The following is a 14147-nucleotide window of genomic DNA, read 5'->3' on the forward strand; positions in this document are numbered from 1 at the left end:
GGTTGACGAATGGGGTTCGAGCCCCACCGATCTCACGAACCCGGCGCGACGACCGGTGCTGCGTCGATCAACGCGTGCACGTGCCGCAGGAATCCCGCGTACCCGCCGGGCGTGCGCCCGCTGAACCGCCCGGACGTCTCGACCTCGTGCACGTCGCTCGCGATCTCGCGCCCCCCGAGGCTCCGCAGTGCGCGCACCAGGGCCACGTCCTCGTGCTCGCGAAGATCCGGGATGCCACCCGCGCGGGAATAGGCGTCTGCTCGCACGCCGAGATTGGCGCCGTGGACATTGCCCGGTGGGCGGCCGCGATGATGGGTCGCGCGCCAGTAGGCGGCGTGACGCGCGCTGAGGTCGGCGAAGTCGGGCCGTACCGTCCCCAGGATCAGGTCGAGGCCGGCATCCATCAGGTCGAGTTGGTGCGTGACCCACTCCGCGGGCACGACCGTGTCGGCGTCCGTCATGGCGATCCAGGTGTCCGTCGGCGGTGCACCCACCAGCGACAGGGCGTGGGCGACCCCGAGGCGCCGAGCGGTACCGACGCTCCGGGCGGCGATCTCGATCGTCTCGACCGGCCAGCGACGCGCCTGCTCGGCCGTTCCGTCCGCGCACGCGTCGAGCACCACGACGACGGTCGTCCGCAGATCCGGTTCGCGCTCCCGAGCCCGCGCGAGGGCACGGGTGACGGATGCCAGGCACCGGCCGATCAGCTCCTCCTCGTCGTGCGCAGGGATCACCACCGCGACCGCTCTCACGACACCAGCCCTGCTTCCGCCGCCACGGAGCGCGCTCCCCGTCGGCCGAAGACCTCGAGCACGAAGTCCTCCTCCTCGTGCCGCGCGAGCCGGACGAGATCCGCGCGGACCGCGAGCGCGTCGTGCACGCTGTCGCCGCTGCGGGGATACTCGGCCACGGGATGCCGCCAGTGGCAGGCGACGAGATGGCCGTCCCCGGTCAGCACCCTCACGCTCGCGGCGAGCCCCCGGTCGAGGTCGTCGCCGCCCCAGTAGTACGCCACCTCCGACAGCACGACGAGGTCGAACTCCCCCTCCGGCCACTCGTCGGGGAGCCGCGCGCGGCGCACCTCGACGTTGTCGCGTCCCGCGAGGCGCCGCTGCGCCCTCTCGACGGCCGCTGGAGCGAGGTCGACGGCGAGGACGCGGTCGCAGCGGTCGGCGAGCTGCGCGGTCACGGCCCCCGTGGAGCACCCCGCCTCGAGCGCCGAACGGTACCGGCGCCGGGGAAGAGCGGCGAGGAGGAGGGCGCGCTTGCGCTCCTCGTACCACCGCGAGTCGAACCCCCAGGGGTCGTCGTGCCGGGCGTACATGTCGTCGAAGTACTCCTGGCCGACGCTGTCCGGCGCGACCCCGGTGCTCGACCGGGCCGCCTCGCGCGAGGTCGTCGGTTCCGGCGCCAAGAACACCTCCACGTCGCGCTCGAAGTGCGCGCGCATACCGGCGTGGATCATCGGCTCGTCACCGGGAGCCGCCGACAGCGGGCGGAACTGACTGGCGTGCGCCTCGAGCGCTCGCGCCTTGGCATCCCGGACGGGTGGGGGAAGCGTCAGACGCTCGGCGTCGCGCCAGGGCACGTCGACGGGCTCGCCCCAGTGCCACAGCCAGATCGGAAACGCGCGGGAACGCACGCCCCGGGCTGCACACACCCCCTCGACGACCTCACCGACCACGCGGTGGTCGCGGTGGCCGTCACCCTGCCAGGTCGAGAGCACGAGGACGCTATCGGCGCCTGCGCGATCCAGAGTGCCGCGCAGCGCCGCAGCGATGGCATCCCGGTGCTCGTCGGTTCCGCCGTCTGGGAGACCCAGGAACAGCGGGTCGGAGGTGAGGCCGACGATGCGTGCGGCGTCGATCAGCTCTCGGCGCCGCATCAGAGCCAGAGTCGCCGGGCTGTGCGTGGGCGAGTCGGGGTGCGACCCCTCGCCGTCGGTCGCGACGATGAGGTCGATCGTGATCCCCCGTGCCGCCGCGGTGGCCAGCAGCCCCGCGGCTCCGAGACTCTCGTCGTCGGGGTGCGCGGCCACGACGACGACGCGGTCGACGTCGAGATCGAGCGCCGGAAGGGGTCGCGCGAGGGCCGGTGCCCACGTGTCCTCGTCGGTGCCGGGGTCGCGGTGATCGAAGCTCACCATGCGTCCGCGCCCTCCGCCACGTCGCCGCCGATCTTCGCCAGATCACGCGCGGCGTGATGCTGCCGCACGTACACCTGCAGGTCGGCCACGCGCCGGGCGTACGCCTCGTCGGCGACGAGCGGGAGCGGCCCGAGGGCGTGGGCGGCTTCGGCGAGCGTGGTCTCGACCGCGTCGACGACGACGGCGCGAGCGCGCGCCGCGCGCAGACCCGTGGATGCCGAGCCCCCCGCGCCGAAGACCCCCGCGGTCTCGACGAGCACGGCGCGCGCGGCCCACAGCGCCGTGTCGGCACGGCCGAGGTGCACACGAGAGAGCTGATCGGCCCGGTCACCCCGCGCCGCCTCGGCGAGCGCCGACCGCAGCGGGAGCGCTCCGCCCCACCAGCACGCCGCCACCCCCACGCCGCCGTGGGCGAAGCCGGGACGGCGGAGGTACCAGCCGGGTTCGCCGACGGGCACCGCGGTCGCGCCGTCGATGTCGATCGGGGCGCTGACCACGCGTTCCAGTCCGCGCGCGTGCCAGGGGCCGGTCCGTGCCGTCACCGCGGGGTCGCGCAGGTCCAGAGCGAACAGCTGCCGGTGGTCGTCATCGACCCAGGCGGTGACGAGGGCGTGGGTGAGGTCGCCGGCGAGCGAGCACCACGGCTTGGTGCCGTGCAGCGTCCACGTCCCGGCATCCTGGCGCGCCCGCACGCGCACACCGGGTCCCTCGGCGGCGAACACCCCCCAGGAACCGTCCCGGTCCACCGGCACCTCGAACCCGGCGGCGGCCGCCTCGTCGAGGATGCCCAGCGCATCCAGGTGGGGCTCGAGCACCCGGGCAGCCGCGACATCGCGCGCGGCGGTGGATGCCAACAGCTCCCACGTCCCCCGCAGGGAACGCGGCCGGGAGATGCCGACGACCCAGGCGAGCGTCGCGGTGAGGTCGGTGCCGAGGTCGGCGATGGCATCCGCCGCCGAGAGAGCGGCGCGGACGTCGTCGAGGCCGTCGTCGTCGGTCAGGAGGAGGGGGAAGGGGGGATGAACGGAAGCGCTCATCCTTCGATTCTTCCGGTGCGGGGGAAATCGACCGAGGCTTGACACCGGCGGTCGGAGCAGACAGTCCCGCGGGAGGGGTCAGCGGCGCGACGAACGGCGGTGCGCGATCGCGTCGAGACCGGCGAGCTTCGTGATGACCGACGGGAAAGATGCGGAGACGCCCGTGCGGGTCAGCCGCTCGAGCGCGGCCTCGTCGTCGGGCAGGCGATGGTGCTGCCCGCGCACGAGCCTCCGCACGGCATTGAGGAGCGCCATCGGGTGGGTGTCGAGCGCGCTGTGGCCGTTGCGGAGGCGGACGAGGGTGGCATCCGGGGCCGTCCGGGCCACGCGCTCGGCGATGGCCGGCGGGGTCCGCAGGTCGCGGTCGCCCGAGAGCAGCACGAGCGGCCATGGGAACCGCCCGACGGCGGCCGTCAGGTCGTACGGTTCGCCCGTGAACGGCGGGTACCGCTCGACGAGCGGAGCGTAGGTGAGCGCCGGGTCGAGGGGCAGCCCGTCCGGCGGGGCACCGTAGTGCAGCTCGCGGAACGCGATCGTGCCGACGACGTCGAACTCGTAGATCCCGGGGATCCGGGCGACCGAGCCGTCCCGCGTCGCGTACGCGGCGAGCGCGTGCCACGCGAGCCCGGGCCGGTGACGCACGAGCATACGCGCCAGGTCGCCGCCCGAGAGCTCGTACGCGGCGCGCACGACGTCGAGCACGACGCGTTCGTCGATGCCGTCATCGACGAGGCGGCGCACACCGTGGGCGAGGTCGTCGTCGGCCTCCCAGAAGAGCGCCCGGAGTCGCGCACGCTCGAGGTCGAGGTCGCCCGTCGACTGCAGGGCGGAGTCGAGCACCATCCCGGCGACCCGGTCGGGATGCCGGACCCCGAAGCTCGAGGCGAGGTAGCTGCCGTAGGACGAGCCGACGACGTACGCGCGGTCGACGCCCTCCGCGTCGAGCACCGCGGCGAAGTCGTCGAGGACCGCCGTGATGCGCATCGCCGCGGGCGGCAGGACGTGCCCCGCCTCGTCGCGGCGGGAACGTCCGATGCCGCGGTGCTCGACCATCAGGACGTCGAGTCCGCCCGCCGCCGCGCGACGGCGGAGTCCGCGATACGGGAGAACGGATGCCAGCCCCGGGCCACCCGGGATGATCAGGGCCGGGGTCGACGTGCGCGGGCCGCCGCGGACGTAGCGGAGGTCGAACGGGGGCACCCCGTCGGCGGCCGGGCGTCGCAACGCCCTCACCTGCTCGTGCATGCCCCTGACGATATCCCGCTCCCGGTCCCCTCCCCGCGCGTGAGGAGTCAGAATGTGTCGCTTGCGGCGGAGCCAAGCGACGAAAAATGACCCCTCACGCGAGTCAGGCCGAGACCGACGGACCCAGCACGGCCAGCAGACGCAGCCTTTCGGCGCTCTCGCTGCCGGGGACCGCGGTGTACACGAGCAGGGAATGCGACGTCTCGGGGTCGACGAGCGACTGGCAGTGCAGCTCGAGCGGGCCGACTGCGGGGTGCACGAACCGCTTCGTCGCGCTCGGCCGCAGCCCCACCTCGTGCGCGGACCACAGGGTCCGGAACTCCGCGCTCCGGTGGAGCAGGTCATCGGCGAGCGCGGCCGCGCGGGAGCCCGGCCCGCGGCGACCCGCGAGTTCGCGCAGCCCGGCGGCGAAGAGTCGCCCGAGGAAGTCGTGCTCCTCGGGCGCATAGAGCGCCCGCGACTCGGGGTCGCTGAACCAGCGGTAGCCGAGGCTGCGCTCGGGTCCCGACCGCAGCGACGCGTCACCGGTCAGGGCGGCTCCGAGGGGCGACTGCCGGAGCGTCTCGCCGAGCTCGGTGACGATCTCGGCGGGCGTGTCGTCGAGGCGGTCGAGGATGCGGAGGAGTCCTGGACTGACGTGCTCCCCCGCGGCGCCGCGGGTGTCCGGCACGTGGCCCGCGAGACGGAATAGGTGGTCGCGCTCGGCGCGGGTGAGGTGGAATCCCTGCGCGATCGCGGCGAGCATCTGCGGCGAGGGCTGGGGGCCCCGCTCGCGTTCCAGCCGCGCGTAGTAGTCGGTCGACATGTGCGCGAGCGCGGCCGCCTCCTCGCGACGCAGGCCCGGGGTGCGGCGACGTGCGCCCCGTGGCATCCCGACGTCCTCGGGCTGGAGCGCCTCGCGCCGGGTGCGGAGGAAGTCCGCGAGGGCGGTTCGGTCGATCATGTTCCCTGTCTACCCGTCGTCGGAGGTTCGAGCCAGGACGTGTCGATCCCCCTTTCGGTGGTCTGCTCAGCCGGGGATCGACGGGTCCTGGATCGGATGCCACCCTGCCGCGCACGCTGGGATCCACACCGACCGAGGAGAAACCATGACCGACATCGATATCCCCCTCCCCTCCCTCACCGGCCGCCGGGCCGTGCTGACCGGCGGCAGCGACGGCATGGGCCTCGTGATCGCCGAACGTCTGGCCGCGGCCGGTGCCGAGGTCGTGCTGCCCGTCCGCAACCGCGCCAAGGGCGCGCGCGCCGTCGAGACCATCCGCAACCGCGTTCCGGGCGCCCGTCTCGAGCTGCACGACCTGGATCTGTCGTCGCTCGCGAGCGTCGCGGCGCTCGGTGACGCCCTGCGCGCCGACGGACGCCCGGTGCACCTGCTCATCAACAACGCCGGTGTGATGACACCGCCCGAGCGGCAGACGACGGCCGACGGATTCGAGCTGCAGTTCGGTACGAACCATCTCGGTCACGTCGCCCTCGTCGGTGGCATCCTCCCGCTGCTCACCGCCGGGCGGGCCCGCGTGGTGACGCAGGTCAGCATCGCGGCACGGAGCGGCCGCATCGACTGGGACGATCTTCAGGCCGAGCGCTCGTACGACGGCCAGCGGGTCTACTCGGCGTCGAAGATCGCCCTGGGCCTGTTCGCACTCGAGCTGCAGCGTCGGAGTGAGGCGGGGGGATGGGGTCTCACGAGCGTCGTCTCGCACCCCGGCGTCGCGCCGTCGAACCTTCTCGCGGCGCGGCCCGAGCTCGGCCGGACGACCGACGTTCCGGCGGTGCGCACCATCCGCTGGCTGTCGCGTCACGGCATCCTGCTCGGCACGGTGCGCTCGGCAGCCCAGCCGGCCCTCCTCGGGGCGACGACCGCGGACCCGCAGAGCGACAGGCTGTACGGTCCGCGCGGGCTGATGAACCTCGGCGGTGCCCCGACCGCGCACGCGCTCTACCGCCCGCTCCGCGACCTCGACGAGGCGCGGCGCGTGTGGGAGGAGTCGCGGCGGCTCGCCGGGGTCACGCTGAGCGCGTGAGGTGCCAGGATTTGTCGCTTCGCGTCCCCCGGAAGCGACGAATCGTGGCGACTCACGCGATGCGGGGCGGTGGATGCCAAGCTGAACGGCGTGGTGAACAGCATCCGTTGGCGTGAGCGAAGCGTGCTTGTGCGGATGGCACGGCTGTGGCGGACGCGGAAGCCGACGACGTTCCGCGAGAAGGTGCGCTACAAGATGCTGCGCGATCACCGCGACCTCATCGTGACCTTCGCCGACAAGGCGGCCGTCCGCGACCACGTCGCCTCCGTGATCGGCGAGCGCTACCTGCCCCGCGCGTACGCGATCGTCGACGACCCGCGCGCACTGGCCGCGATGGAGTGGCCCGACGCGTACGTCGTGAAGCCGACGCACGGAAGCGGCGCGGCGATCGTCGTCTCGCCGACGGCACCGGCGGACGCCCGCCTTCCCGAGTCTCGATGGGGGTGGGTGTACCGGCATGTGCGGCCGGAGCGCGTGACCCCGCAGGCCCTCGCGGCGATCGCCGAGGGGTGGCTCGCCAAGCTGTACGGTCGTGGCCCCAACCACGAGTGGGTGTACGGACGGATGCCGCGGCGGGTCATCGTCGAGGAACTGCTGGCGGGTGCCGACGGCGCGATCCCCGACGACTACAAGTTCTTCGTCTTCCACGGTCGATGCGCGTTCATCCAGGTCGACAGCGGCCGATTCGGCACCCGGACGCAGGACTTCTACCGCCCCGACGGGAGTCGGGTCCCGATGAGCGGCGGCCCGCCGTGGGCCGATCCCGAGCGCCCCCTCCCGGCGCACCTCGGCGAGATGGTTCGCCTCGCCGAGCGGCTGGGGGCGGAGACCGACTTCGTGCGCGTCGACCTGTACGACGTCGACGGCCGGATCGTGTTCGGCGAGCTGACGAGCTTCCCGGCCGGGGGCGACAGCCCTTTCGACCCCGAGGAGTTCAACACCGAGTTCGGCCGTCCCTGGACGGTCCCGCGCCGCTATCGCTGACCCGGCCCTCGCGTGAGGGGTCAGAAAGTGTCGCTTAGCCGCGGCGCAAGCGACACTTATTGACCCCTCACGCGACTCGGGGTTTGGCTGTGAGTTCGGGCGGCGACGGACCGCGTGTCCGCTGCGGTCTTTATGCTCCGAACGTGGCCTCCCCGTCGTCCCGCACCCCCGACTCCCTCGCCGCGGTCGCCGGCGTCGCGGCCACCGTGCTCGGAGCGGGGCTGGGCGAGCTGACCGCCGCACTCATCGCACCGTCCGCGAGCCCGTTCGCCGTCATCGGCGGCGGGATGATCGACATCGCCCCATCGTGGGCGAAGGACCTGGCGATCAGCCTCTTCGGCACGAACGACAAGGCCGCGCTGCTCGTCGGCATCGCCGTGCTCCTCCTCGCCGTCGCCGCGGTCGCCGGCATCGTCGAGAGGCGACGGCCGCCCTGGGGTCGCGTCATCCTCGCCGCGCTGGGCGCCGTCGGAGCGGTCGTGTCCCTGACGCGCGCCGACGCCGACCTGCTGTCACCGGTTCCGTCGCTCGTCGCCGGGGCCGCGGCCGCGATCGCGGGGGCGATGCTGATCGCGCGTCTGCGTCGCCCGGCGGCCGGTCCCGCCGACGCGGGCCTTACGCGCCGCACCGTCCTGGTCCTGTCGGGCGTGGCCGTGGTCGCGGGTGCCCTCGCGGCGGTGGGGTCGGCGGCGATGAGCGGCGGAGCGCGAGCGGTATCGGCGGTCCGGGCGGCGCTGCGCCTTCCGCCCCCGTCCACGACGACGCCCGTTCCCGCCACCGCCGAGCTGGGCGTCGACGGACTCGCCCCGGTGATCACGCCGTCGGCGGATTTCTACCGCATCGACACCGCGCTCGTGGTGCCGCAGGTCGACCCGTCGACGTGGAGTCTGCGCATCCACGGACTCGTCGATCAGGAAGTCGTGCTGCGGTGGGACGACCTCGTCGCCCTCCCCCAGCGCGAGGTCGCCGCCACCCTCGTGTGCGTGTCGAACGCGGTCGGCGGTGAGCTGATCGGCACCGCCCGCTGGCTCGGCGTCCCGATCCGCGACCTGCTCGCGCGCGCCGCGCCGACGGCGGATGCCGACATGGTGCTGTCGCGCTCGATCGACGGCTTCACCGCCTCGACTCCGCTCGAGGCACTGACCGACGAGCGCGACGCGCTCCTCGCGATCGGGATGAACGGCGAGCCGCTCCCCCTCGCGCACGGATTCCCGGTCCGGATGGTCGTCCCGGGCCTCTACGGCTACGTCTCGGCGACGAAGTGGGTGACCGAGCTCGAGGTGACGCAGTACGCCGTGGCCGAGGGGTATTGGACCTCGCGCGGGTGGTCGGCGCGCGGCCCCGTGAAACTGGCATCCCGGATCGACGTGCCGCGCGCCGGTGCCCGCGTCACCGCCGGCCCCACCACCATCGCCGGGGTCGCCTGGCAGACCCACGTGGGTGTCTCGGGCGTCGAGGTGCAGATCGACGACGGCGCGTGGCAACCGGCGACGCTCGCGACGGCGATCTCGTCGGACACGTGGGTGCAGTGGAGCCTGTCATGGGATGCCACGCCGGGTACGCACACCGTCCGCTGCCGCGCCACGTCCGCCACCGGCGAGCTCCAGACGCCGAACCGCGCCGCTCCCGCTCCCGACGGCGCGACCGGCTGGGACGAGCTGACGCTTTCGGTCGCGTGAGTCGCCAGGATTTGTCGCCCCCGGACTGGCTGAAGCGACGAACTCTGGCGACTCACGCCCCTAAGACAGGACGTGCCGCAGCTGCTCGATCGCCCAGTCGATCTCGGTCGCCCGGATCGTGAGCGGCGGCGCGATGCGGATCGTCTGCCCGTGCGTGTCTTTCACCAGCACACCGCGGGCAAGGAGCTTCTCGGCGATCTCGCGGCCCCGGCCCGCGGCCGGGTCGATGTCGACGCCTGCCCAGAGCCCGGCCACGCGCACGGCGGTCACGCCGTGGCCCACGAGCGACTCGAGCCCCTGCGCGAGATGCTCGCCGAGCGCCTTCGCGCGGGTCTGGAACTCTCCGGATGCCAGCATCTCGACGACCCGCAGACCCACCGCGGCAGCCAGCGGGTTTCCGCCGAACGTCGAGCCGTGCTCGCCGGGGCGGATCACGCCGAGGACGTCCTCGTTCGCGACGACCGCGGACAGGGGCAGGATGCCACCGCCCAGCGCCTTGCCGAGGAGGTAGACGTCGGGCACGACGCCTTCGCGGTCGCACGCGAACGTCTCGCCCACCCGGCCGAGGCCCGACTGGATCTCGTCGGCGATGAACAGCACGTTGTTCGCCGAGCAGATCTCCCGCACGCGGCGCAGGAACCCCTCGGGCGGAATCACGACGCCGGCCTCGCCCTGGATCGGCTCGATGAGCACCGCGGCGGTGTTCTCGTCGATCGCCGCGGCGATGGCATCCGCGTCTCCGTAGGGCACGTGCACGAACCCCGGCGCGTACGGACCGAAGTCGTCGTGCGCGGTCGGGTCGTCGCTGAAGCCGACGATCGTCGTGGTGCGGCCGTGGAAGTTGCCGTTGGCGACGATGATGGTCGCCGCGTGCGGGGCGATGCCCTTCGACCGGTAGCCCCACGCGCGGGCGACCTTGATGCCGGTCTCGACCGCCTCGGCCCCGGTGTTCATGGGCAGCACCAGGTCTTTGCCGCACAGCTGCGCGAGTGCGGTGGCGAACGGCCCGAGCTTGTCGTTATGGAACGCGCGGCTCGTGAGCGTCAAGCGCTCCAGCTGCTCGCGGGCGGCGGCGAGGATCGCCGGGTGCCCGTGGCCGAAGTTGAGGGCGGAGTACGCCGACAGCAGGTCGAGGTAGCGCTTGCCCTCGACGTCGGTGACCCAAACGCCCTCGGCGCGCGCGGCGACGACCGGCAGCGGGTGGTAGTTGTGCGCGAGGTGGGCACCCTCGAGAGCGATGAGCTGCCCTCCGAGGTCGTCGACGGCGGTGCTCATCGGGCGCCCCCGCGCAGCTCCAGCGTGCAGCACTTGATGCCGCCGCCGCCGAGCAGCAGCTCGGACAGGTCGACGAGCACCGGGGTGTAGCCGCGCTCGCGCAGCTGCGCCTCGAAGCCCTTCGCGCGCGGCGAGATGATGACGTTCTTGCCGTCGCTCGCGGAGTTCAGGCCGAACACCGAGCCATCGGCGTCCGAGACGCGGATGGCATCGGGGTAGCGCTCGCGCAGGATCGCCTGGCTGCGCTCGTCGAACGCATTCGGCAGGTAGGCGATGTTGGCGTTCTCGACGCCGCCCGGGCCCTCGACGGGATCGAGCACGGCGATCGCGGTGTCGAGGTGGTAGAACCGCGGGTCGATGAGCGTCAGCGACACGACCTCGCGCGAGAACACCTCGCCCACCTCGCGGTGGCTGTCACCGGTGGAACGGAACCCGGTGCCGGCGAGGATCGTGTTGCCGACGAGCAGGAAGTCGCCCTCGCCCTCGTTGACCTCGACCGGCTCGGCGACCTCGAAACCGTTGGCGGCGAACCAGTCGATGAACGCGGGTGCCTCGTCGGCGCGCTCGCGGAAGCGGAACTTGGGGCCGTACGCCACACCGTCGATGACGAAGCCGCCGTTGGCCGTGTAGACCATGTCGGGCAGGCCCTCGACCGGGTCGATGAGCTCGATCTCGTGGCCCAGCGCAACATAGGTGTCGTACAGCGACTGCCACTGCCGCAGGGCGAGGTTCGTGTCGGTGGGGCGCGACGGCTCCATCCACGGGTTGATGCTGTAGCTGACGGTGAAGTGCTCGGGCCGGCACATCAGGTACCGGCGATGCTGCTGCACACGCTCGACCGTGTCGGTCTCGGCAGGGGCGGCGGTGGGGTTCGCGGACATCTCTGCTCCTCAGGAGAAGGTGCGGCGGACGCTGTCCTCTGGGCCCGGTGGCCCTTCGACCCGGCGGCGCCTGTCGCGCCGTGCGGGGAAAGGTCGGTCCGAGCACGCCGTCGCCATTGTCTCACGCGGGCGCGCGGGCGCGCGAGCGCGGCGCCGGCGGGTGCACAACCTCAGCGATGCGCGCGAAGTCAGTGGCATCCATCCCCCTCCGACTGAGGGAGCGCATGGCGCGGAGCGAGTGCACGGCGCTGGCGTCGCCGGGCGTCATCGACGCCACCCGTGTCTTCTGCTCGTGGGAGGATGGCGGCGATGTCTGCCACCCTCGAGAACTCCGTCGTACTGGATCCCTCCGCCGGTGTCGTCCGCATTCTCGATCGCCGCGTGTTCCCCGCCCGCGTGGAGTGGGTGGATGCCACGACCCCCGACGAGGTCGCTGCGGCGATCCGCGACATGGTGACCCAGAGCTCGGGGCCGCTGTATGCCGCGACCGCCGGCATGGGTCTGGCCGCGCTGCAGGTGCGGGGGCTGCCGCTCGGCGAAGCGCGCACGGCGCTCGGCCGGGCGGGCCGCACCCTCGCCACGGCCCGCCCGACCAACGCCCACCCCCGCGACGCGGTCGCACGGATCCTGGCGGCCGGACGGGATGCCGACGACACCGACGCCCTCGTGTCCGTCACGCTCGAGACGGCCGCGGCCGTCGACCGCGACTACCGCGAGGCGAGCCTGCGCCTGGGCCGCGCGACGCTGTCGCTGCTGCCGGAGGCGCCGCGCATCCTCACGCACTGCTGGGCCGACGCCTACCTGTTCGGGCTCGTCGCCGCCGCCCGCGAAGCCGGCCGCGAGATCGAGTGGATCGCGACCGAGACCCGGCCGTACCTGCAGGGTGCACGCCTCACCGCGCACTCGCTGCGCGAGCTCGACCAGAGGGTCACTCTCATCACCGACGGCATGGCCGCCGCCGCCCTCGCCTCCCCGCGGGGCGTCGGGTCCGGGCCGATCGACGCGGTCGTCACGGCGGCCGACCGCGTGGCGCTCGACGGCTCGGTGATCAACAAGGTGGGCACACTCGCGCACGCGGCCGCAGCGGCGGCGTTCGGCATCCCGTACTACGCGATGGTCGAGGCGCCCGATGCGGCAGCCCCCACCGGCGCCGACGTCGTGATTGAAGACCGCGACCCGCGCGAAGTGCTCGAGGTGCTCGGCCACCGCACCGCGAGCCCGCTCGTGACCGACGCGTGGTACCCCGCGTTCGACGTGACGCCGCCGCGCCTCGTGACCCGCATCGCGACGAGTCGGGGCACCTTCGCGCCGGCCGACGTCGGTGAGCACTTCACCACGGATCCGGATGCCGAGGCCCCCGCGCCCGCGCTCCGGCGGCGTCGCTCGCCCGCCGAGCCCGCCCCCGTGTCTGCGACGGTGCAACCCGACACCATCGCCTTCCGCCCGATGACCGCTTCCCCCGACGAGGACCCCTCATGACCCGTATCTCCGCCGACGTCGTCGTGCTCGACATCGAGGGCACGACCAGCGCCGCCGGCTTCATCCTCGGCGACCTCTACGACTACGCCCGTCCGCGCCTCGACGAGGTCCTCGGCCGCGACGACGAGACCGTCCGGTCCGCCCGCGCCGACGCGATCGCCGAGACCGGCCTGGATGCCGATGCCACCGACGCCCAGGTCGCCGACGCGCTCCGCGGGCTCATGGCATCCGATGTGAAGTCGACGCCTCTGAAGACCCTCCAGGGCATCATCTGGGCCGAGGGCTTCGCCGCGGGCGAGATCCACTCGCAGTTCTTCGAAGACGTACCGCCGCGCCTTCGCGCGTGGCACGAGGCCGGCATCCGGCTCGCGGTCTACTCGTCCGGCTCGGTCGCGTCGCAGGTGCCGTGGTTCCGCCACGCACCGCAGGGCGACCTGACCCCGCTCGTCGAGGACTTCTTCGACACGGTGAGCGCGGGGCCGAAGAAGGAGTCCGCGTCGTACGACCGCATCGCCGCGGCGCTCGGCGTCGCTCCCGAGCGGGCGCTGTTCCTCACCGACCACCCCGACGAGGTCGCCGCGGCGCTCGCCGCCGGTTGGCAGGTCGTCGCGCTCGACCGCGGCGGCGAGCCCTGGCACGGGGCGGACTTCGCCGCGCCGGCGGTGGCATCCTTCGACGCGATCGAGCTGGCGCGATGAGGCTCCCTCTCGCCGCCCGCATGCAGGAAGCGGGGGCCGCCCTGGCCGCCGAGGCCGCGCGGTTCTCGGGATACGGATGGATGCGCGGCACCTCGGGCAACCTGTCGGTCGTGATCGACCGCGATCCGCTCGTGCTCGCCGTCACGGCATCCGGTCTGGACAAGTCCGAGCTCACCGATCGCGACGTCGTGCTCATCGACGCCGACGGCGCGGCGATCGACGCCGACGACCCGCGCCCTCCGTCGGCCGAGGCGGGACTCCACGCGCACATCGCCGCGCGCACCGGCGCCGGAGCGGTGTTCCACGTGCACGCGTTCGACGCGGTCGTCGCGGGGCACCGGTGGCCGGGCGGCGTCGAGATCCGCGACATGGAGATGCTCAAGGGCATCGGCCACCGCGCCCACGACGAGATCGTCACGATCCCGGTGATCGCGAACGACCAGGACATGGCGGTCGAGGCCGCCCGCTTCGACGAGGTCTACATCCCGGCCACGGACGAGGTGCCCGAGGTCCCGGCGCTCATCGTCGCGAGCCACGGCATGTACGCCTGGGGGGTCGACGTCGCCGCCGCCCGCCGCCACCTCGAGATCGCCGAGTGGCTGCTGCGCTTCACCGTCGCCACGCGCTGAGCCCCGGCATCCGTCCGGGCCCTCGCGATAAACGCCGTTCCTCCCGAAACACGCTGAGACGCGGCGTGTC

13 protein-coding genes are annotated in these 14147 nt (G+C 73.0%); 6 read left to right on the forward strand and 7 right to left on the reverse strand.

Features of this window, described 5'->3' with window-relative positions; genetic code table 11:
• Nucleotides 1-32: 32 nt before the first annotated feature.
• The 5 genes from D8Y23_RS06290 to D8Y23_RS06310 all read right to left on the reverse strand — a co-directional run bounded on the left by D8Y23_RS06290 (nucleotide 33) and on the right by D8Y23_RS06310 (nucleotide 5371).
• Entirely contained in the window at nucleotides 33-752 is a 720-nt protein-coding gene (locus D8Y23_RS06290; RefSeq protein WP_128217308.1) for a glycosyltransferase, read from the reverse strand.
• Nucleotides 749-2146 carry a PIG-L family deacetylase gene (locus tag D8Y23_RS06295; protein ID WP_128217309.1) on the reverse strand — a complete coding sequence of 466 codons (1398 nt, stop codon included), beginning with the start codon at nucleotides 2144-2146 and terminating at the stop codon, nucleotides 749-751. The genes D8Y23_RS06290 and D8Y23_RS06295 overlap by 4 nt, the downstream gene beginning before the upstream one ends.
• Nucleotides 2140-3183, reverse strand: a complete 1044-nt coding sequence (locus tag D8Y23_RS06300; RefSeq protein ID WP_240663814.1) for an acyl-CoA dehydrogenase — start codon at nucleotides 3181-3183, stop codon at nucleotides 2140-2142. The genes D8Y23_RS06295 and D8Y23_RS06300 overlap by 7 nt, the downstream gene beginning before the upstream one ends.
• Nucleotides 3184-3261: 78 nt before the next feature.
• Nucleotides 3262-4428 carry an alpha/beta fold hydrolase gene (locus D8Y23_RS06305; RefSeq protein ID WP_128217310.1) on the reverse strand — a complete coding sequence of 389 codons (1167 nt, stop codon included), beginning with the start codon at nucleotides 4426-4428 and terminating at the stop codon, nucleotides 3262-3264.
• Between the two features lie 103 nt (nucleotides 4429-4531).
• Nucleotides 4532-5371 carry a helix-turn-helix transcriptional regulator gene (locus tag D8Y23_RS06310; protein ID WP_128217311.1) on the reverse strand — a complete coding sequence of 280 codons (840 nt, stop codon included), beginning with the start codon at nucleotides 5369-5371 and terminating at the stop codon, nucleotides 4532-4534.
• A gap of 145 nt (nucleotides 5372-5516) precedes the next feature.
• On the opposite strand from D8Y23_RS06310, the gene D8Y23_RS06315 reads away from it, so the two are divergent.
• From D8Y23_RS06315 to D8Y23_RS06325, 3 genes are all read left to right on the forward strand, one after another.
• On the forward strand, nucleotides 5517-6452 hold the full coding sequence (locus D8Y23_RS06315) for an SDR family oxidoreductase (RefSeq protein WP_128217312.1): 936 nt from the start codon (nucleotides 5517-5519) through the stop codon (nucleotides 6450-6452).
• A 135-nt stretch (nucleotides 6453-6587) separates the two neighbouring features.
• Nucleotides 6588-7436: an ATP-grasp fold amidoligase family protein gene (locus D8Y23_RS06320; protein WP_128217322.1), complete on the forward strand. Its 849-nt coding sequence runs from the start codon at nucleotides 6588-6590 to the stop codon at nucleotides 7434-7436.
• Nucleotides 7437-7579: 143 nt separating this feature from the next.
• Nucleotides 7580-9115, forward strand: coding sequence for a molybdopterin-dependent oxidoreductase (locus tag D8Y23_RS06325; protein ID WP_128217313.1), 1536 nt, complete (start codon nucleotides 7580-7582; stop codon nucleotides 9113-9115).
• A gap of 60 nt (nucleotides 9116-9175) precedes the next feature.
• On the opposite strand, the gene rocD is transcribed toward D8Y23_RS06325, so the two are convergent.
• Together rocD and ddaH are read right to left on the reverse strand one after the other, a co-directional pair.
• The gene (gene rocD / locus D8Y23_RS06330; protein ID WP_128217314.1) at nucleotides 9176-10390 is read right to left on the reverse strand and encodes an ornithine--oxo-acid transaminase; all 1215 of its coding nucleotides are present in this window, start codon (nucleotides 10388-10390) and stop codon (nucleotides 9176-9178) included.
• Entirely contained in the window at nucleotides 10387-11271 is an 885-nt protein-coding gene (gene ddaH / locus D8Y23_RS06335; RefSeq protein ID WP_128217315.1) for a dimethylargininase, read from the reverse strand. Before ddaH ends, rocD begins: the two co-directional genes overlap by 4 nt.
• A 309-nt stretch (nucleotides 11272-11580) precedes the next feature.
• Between ddaH and D8Y23_RS06340 the strand changes: the two genes are divergently transcribed.
• The 3 genes from D8Y23_RS06340 to mtnB are packed head-to-tail and all read left to right on the forward strand — an operon-like array spanning nucleotide 11581 to nucleotide 14077.
• Nucleotides 11581-12750: a methylthioribose-1-phosphate isomerase gene (locus D8Y23_RS06340; protein ID WP_128217316.1), complete on the forward strand. Its 1170-nt coding sequence runs from the start codon at nucleotides 11581-11583 to the stop codon at nucleotides 12748-12750.
• A complete protein-coding gene (mtnC, locus tag D8Y23_RS06345) occupies nucleotides 12747-13448 on the forward strand; it encodes an acireductone synthase (RefSeq protein ID WP_128217317.1) in 702 nt (233 codons plus the stop codon). The genes D8Y23_RS06340 and mtnC overlap by 4 nt, the downstream gene beginning before the upstream one ends.
• Nucleotides 13445-14077: a methylthioribulose 1-phosphate dehydratase gene (gene mtnB / locus D8Y23_RS06350; protein ID WP_240663815.1), complete on the forward strand. Its 633-nt coding sequence runs from the start codon at nucleotides 13445-13447 to the stop codon at nucleotides 14075-14077. Before mtnC ends, mtnB begins: the two co-directional genes overlap by 4 nt.
• Nucleotides 14078-14147: the final 70 nt, after the last annotated feature.

The organism is Microbacterium enclense (assembly GCF_004022425.1).
Taxonomy (GTDB): Bacteria; Actinomycetota; Actinomycetes; order Actinomycetales; family Microbacteriaceae; genus Microbacterium; species Microbacterium enclense_A.

Bases quoted from the DNA above. Each gene is read 5' to 3' on its own strand.
- D8Y23_RS06295 (WP_128217309.1), bottom strand. From the start codon at position 2,146: ATGGTGAGCTTCGATCACCGCGACCCCGGCACCGACGAGGACACGTGG.
- D8Y23_RS06300 (WP_240663814.1), bottom strand. From the start codon at position 3,183: ATGAGCGCTTCCGTTCATCCCCCCTTCCCCCTCCTCCTGACCGACGAC.
- D8Y23_RS06305 (WP_128217310.1), bottom strand. From the start codon at position 4,428: ATGCACGAGCAGGTGAGGGCGTTGCGACGCCCGGCCGCCGACGGGGTG.
- D8Y23_RS06310 (WP_128217311.1), bottom strand. From the start codon at position 5,371: ATGATCGACCGAACCGCCCTCGCGGACTTCCTCCGCACCCGGCGCGAG.
- D8Y23_RS06315 (WP_128217312.1), top strand. From the start codon at position 5,517: ATGACCGACATCGATATCCCCCTCCCCTCCCTCACCGGCCGCCGGGCC.
- D8Y23_RS06320 (WP_128217322.1), top strand. From the start codon at position 6,588: ATGGCACGGCTGTGGCGGACGCGGAAGCCGACGACGTTCCGCGAGAAG.
- rocD (WP_128217314.1), bottom strand. From the start codon at position 10,390: ATGAGCACCGCCGTCGACGACCTCGGAGGGCAGCTCATCGCTCTCGAG.
- ddaH (WP_128217315.1), bottom strand. From the start codon at position 11,271: ATGTCCGCGAACCCCACCGCCGCCCCTGCCGAGACCGACACGGTCGAG.
- D8Y23_RS06340 (WP_128217316.1), top strand. From the start codon at position 11,581: ATGTCTGCCACCCTCGAGAACTCCGTCGTACTGGATCCCTCCGCCGGT.
- mtnC (WP_128217317.1), top strand. From the start codon at position 12,747: ATGACCCGTATCTCCGCCGACGTCGTCGTGCTCGACATCGAGGGCACG.
- mtnB (WP_240663815.1), top strand. From the start codon at position 13,445: ATGAGGCTCCCTCTCGCCGCCCGCATGCAGGAAGCGGGGGCCGCCCTG.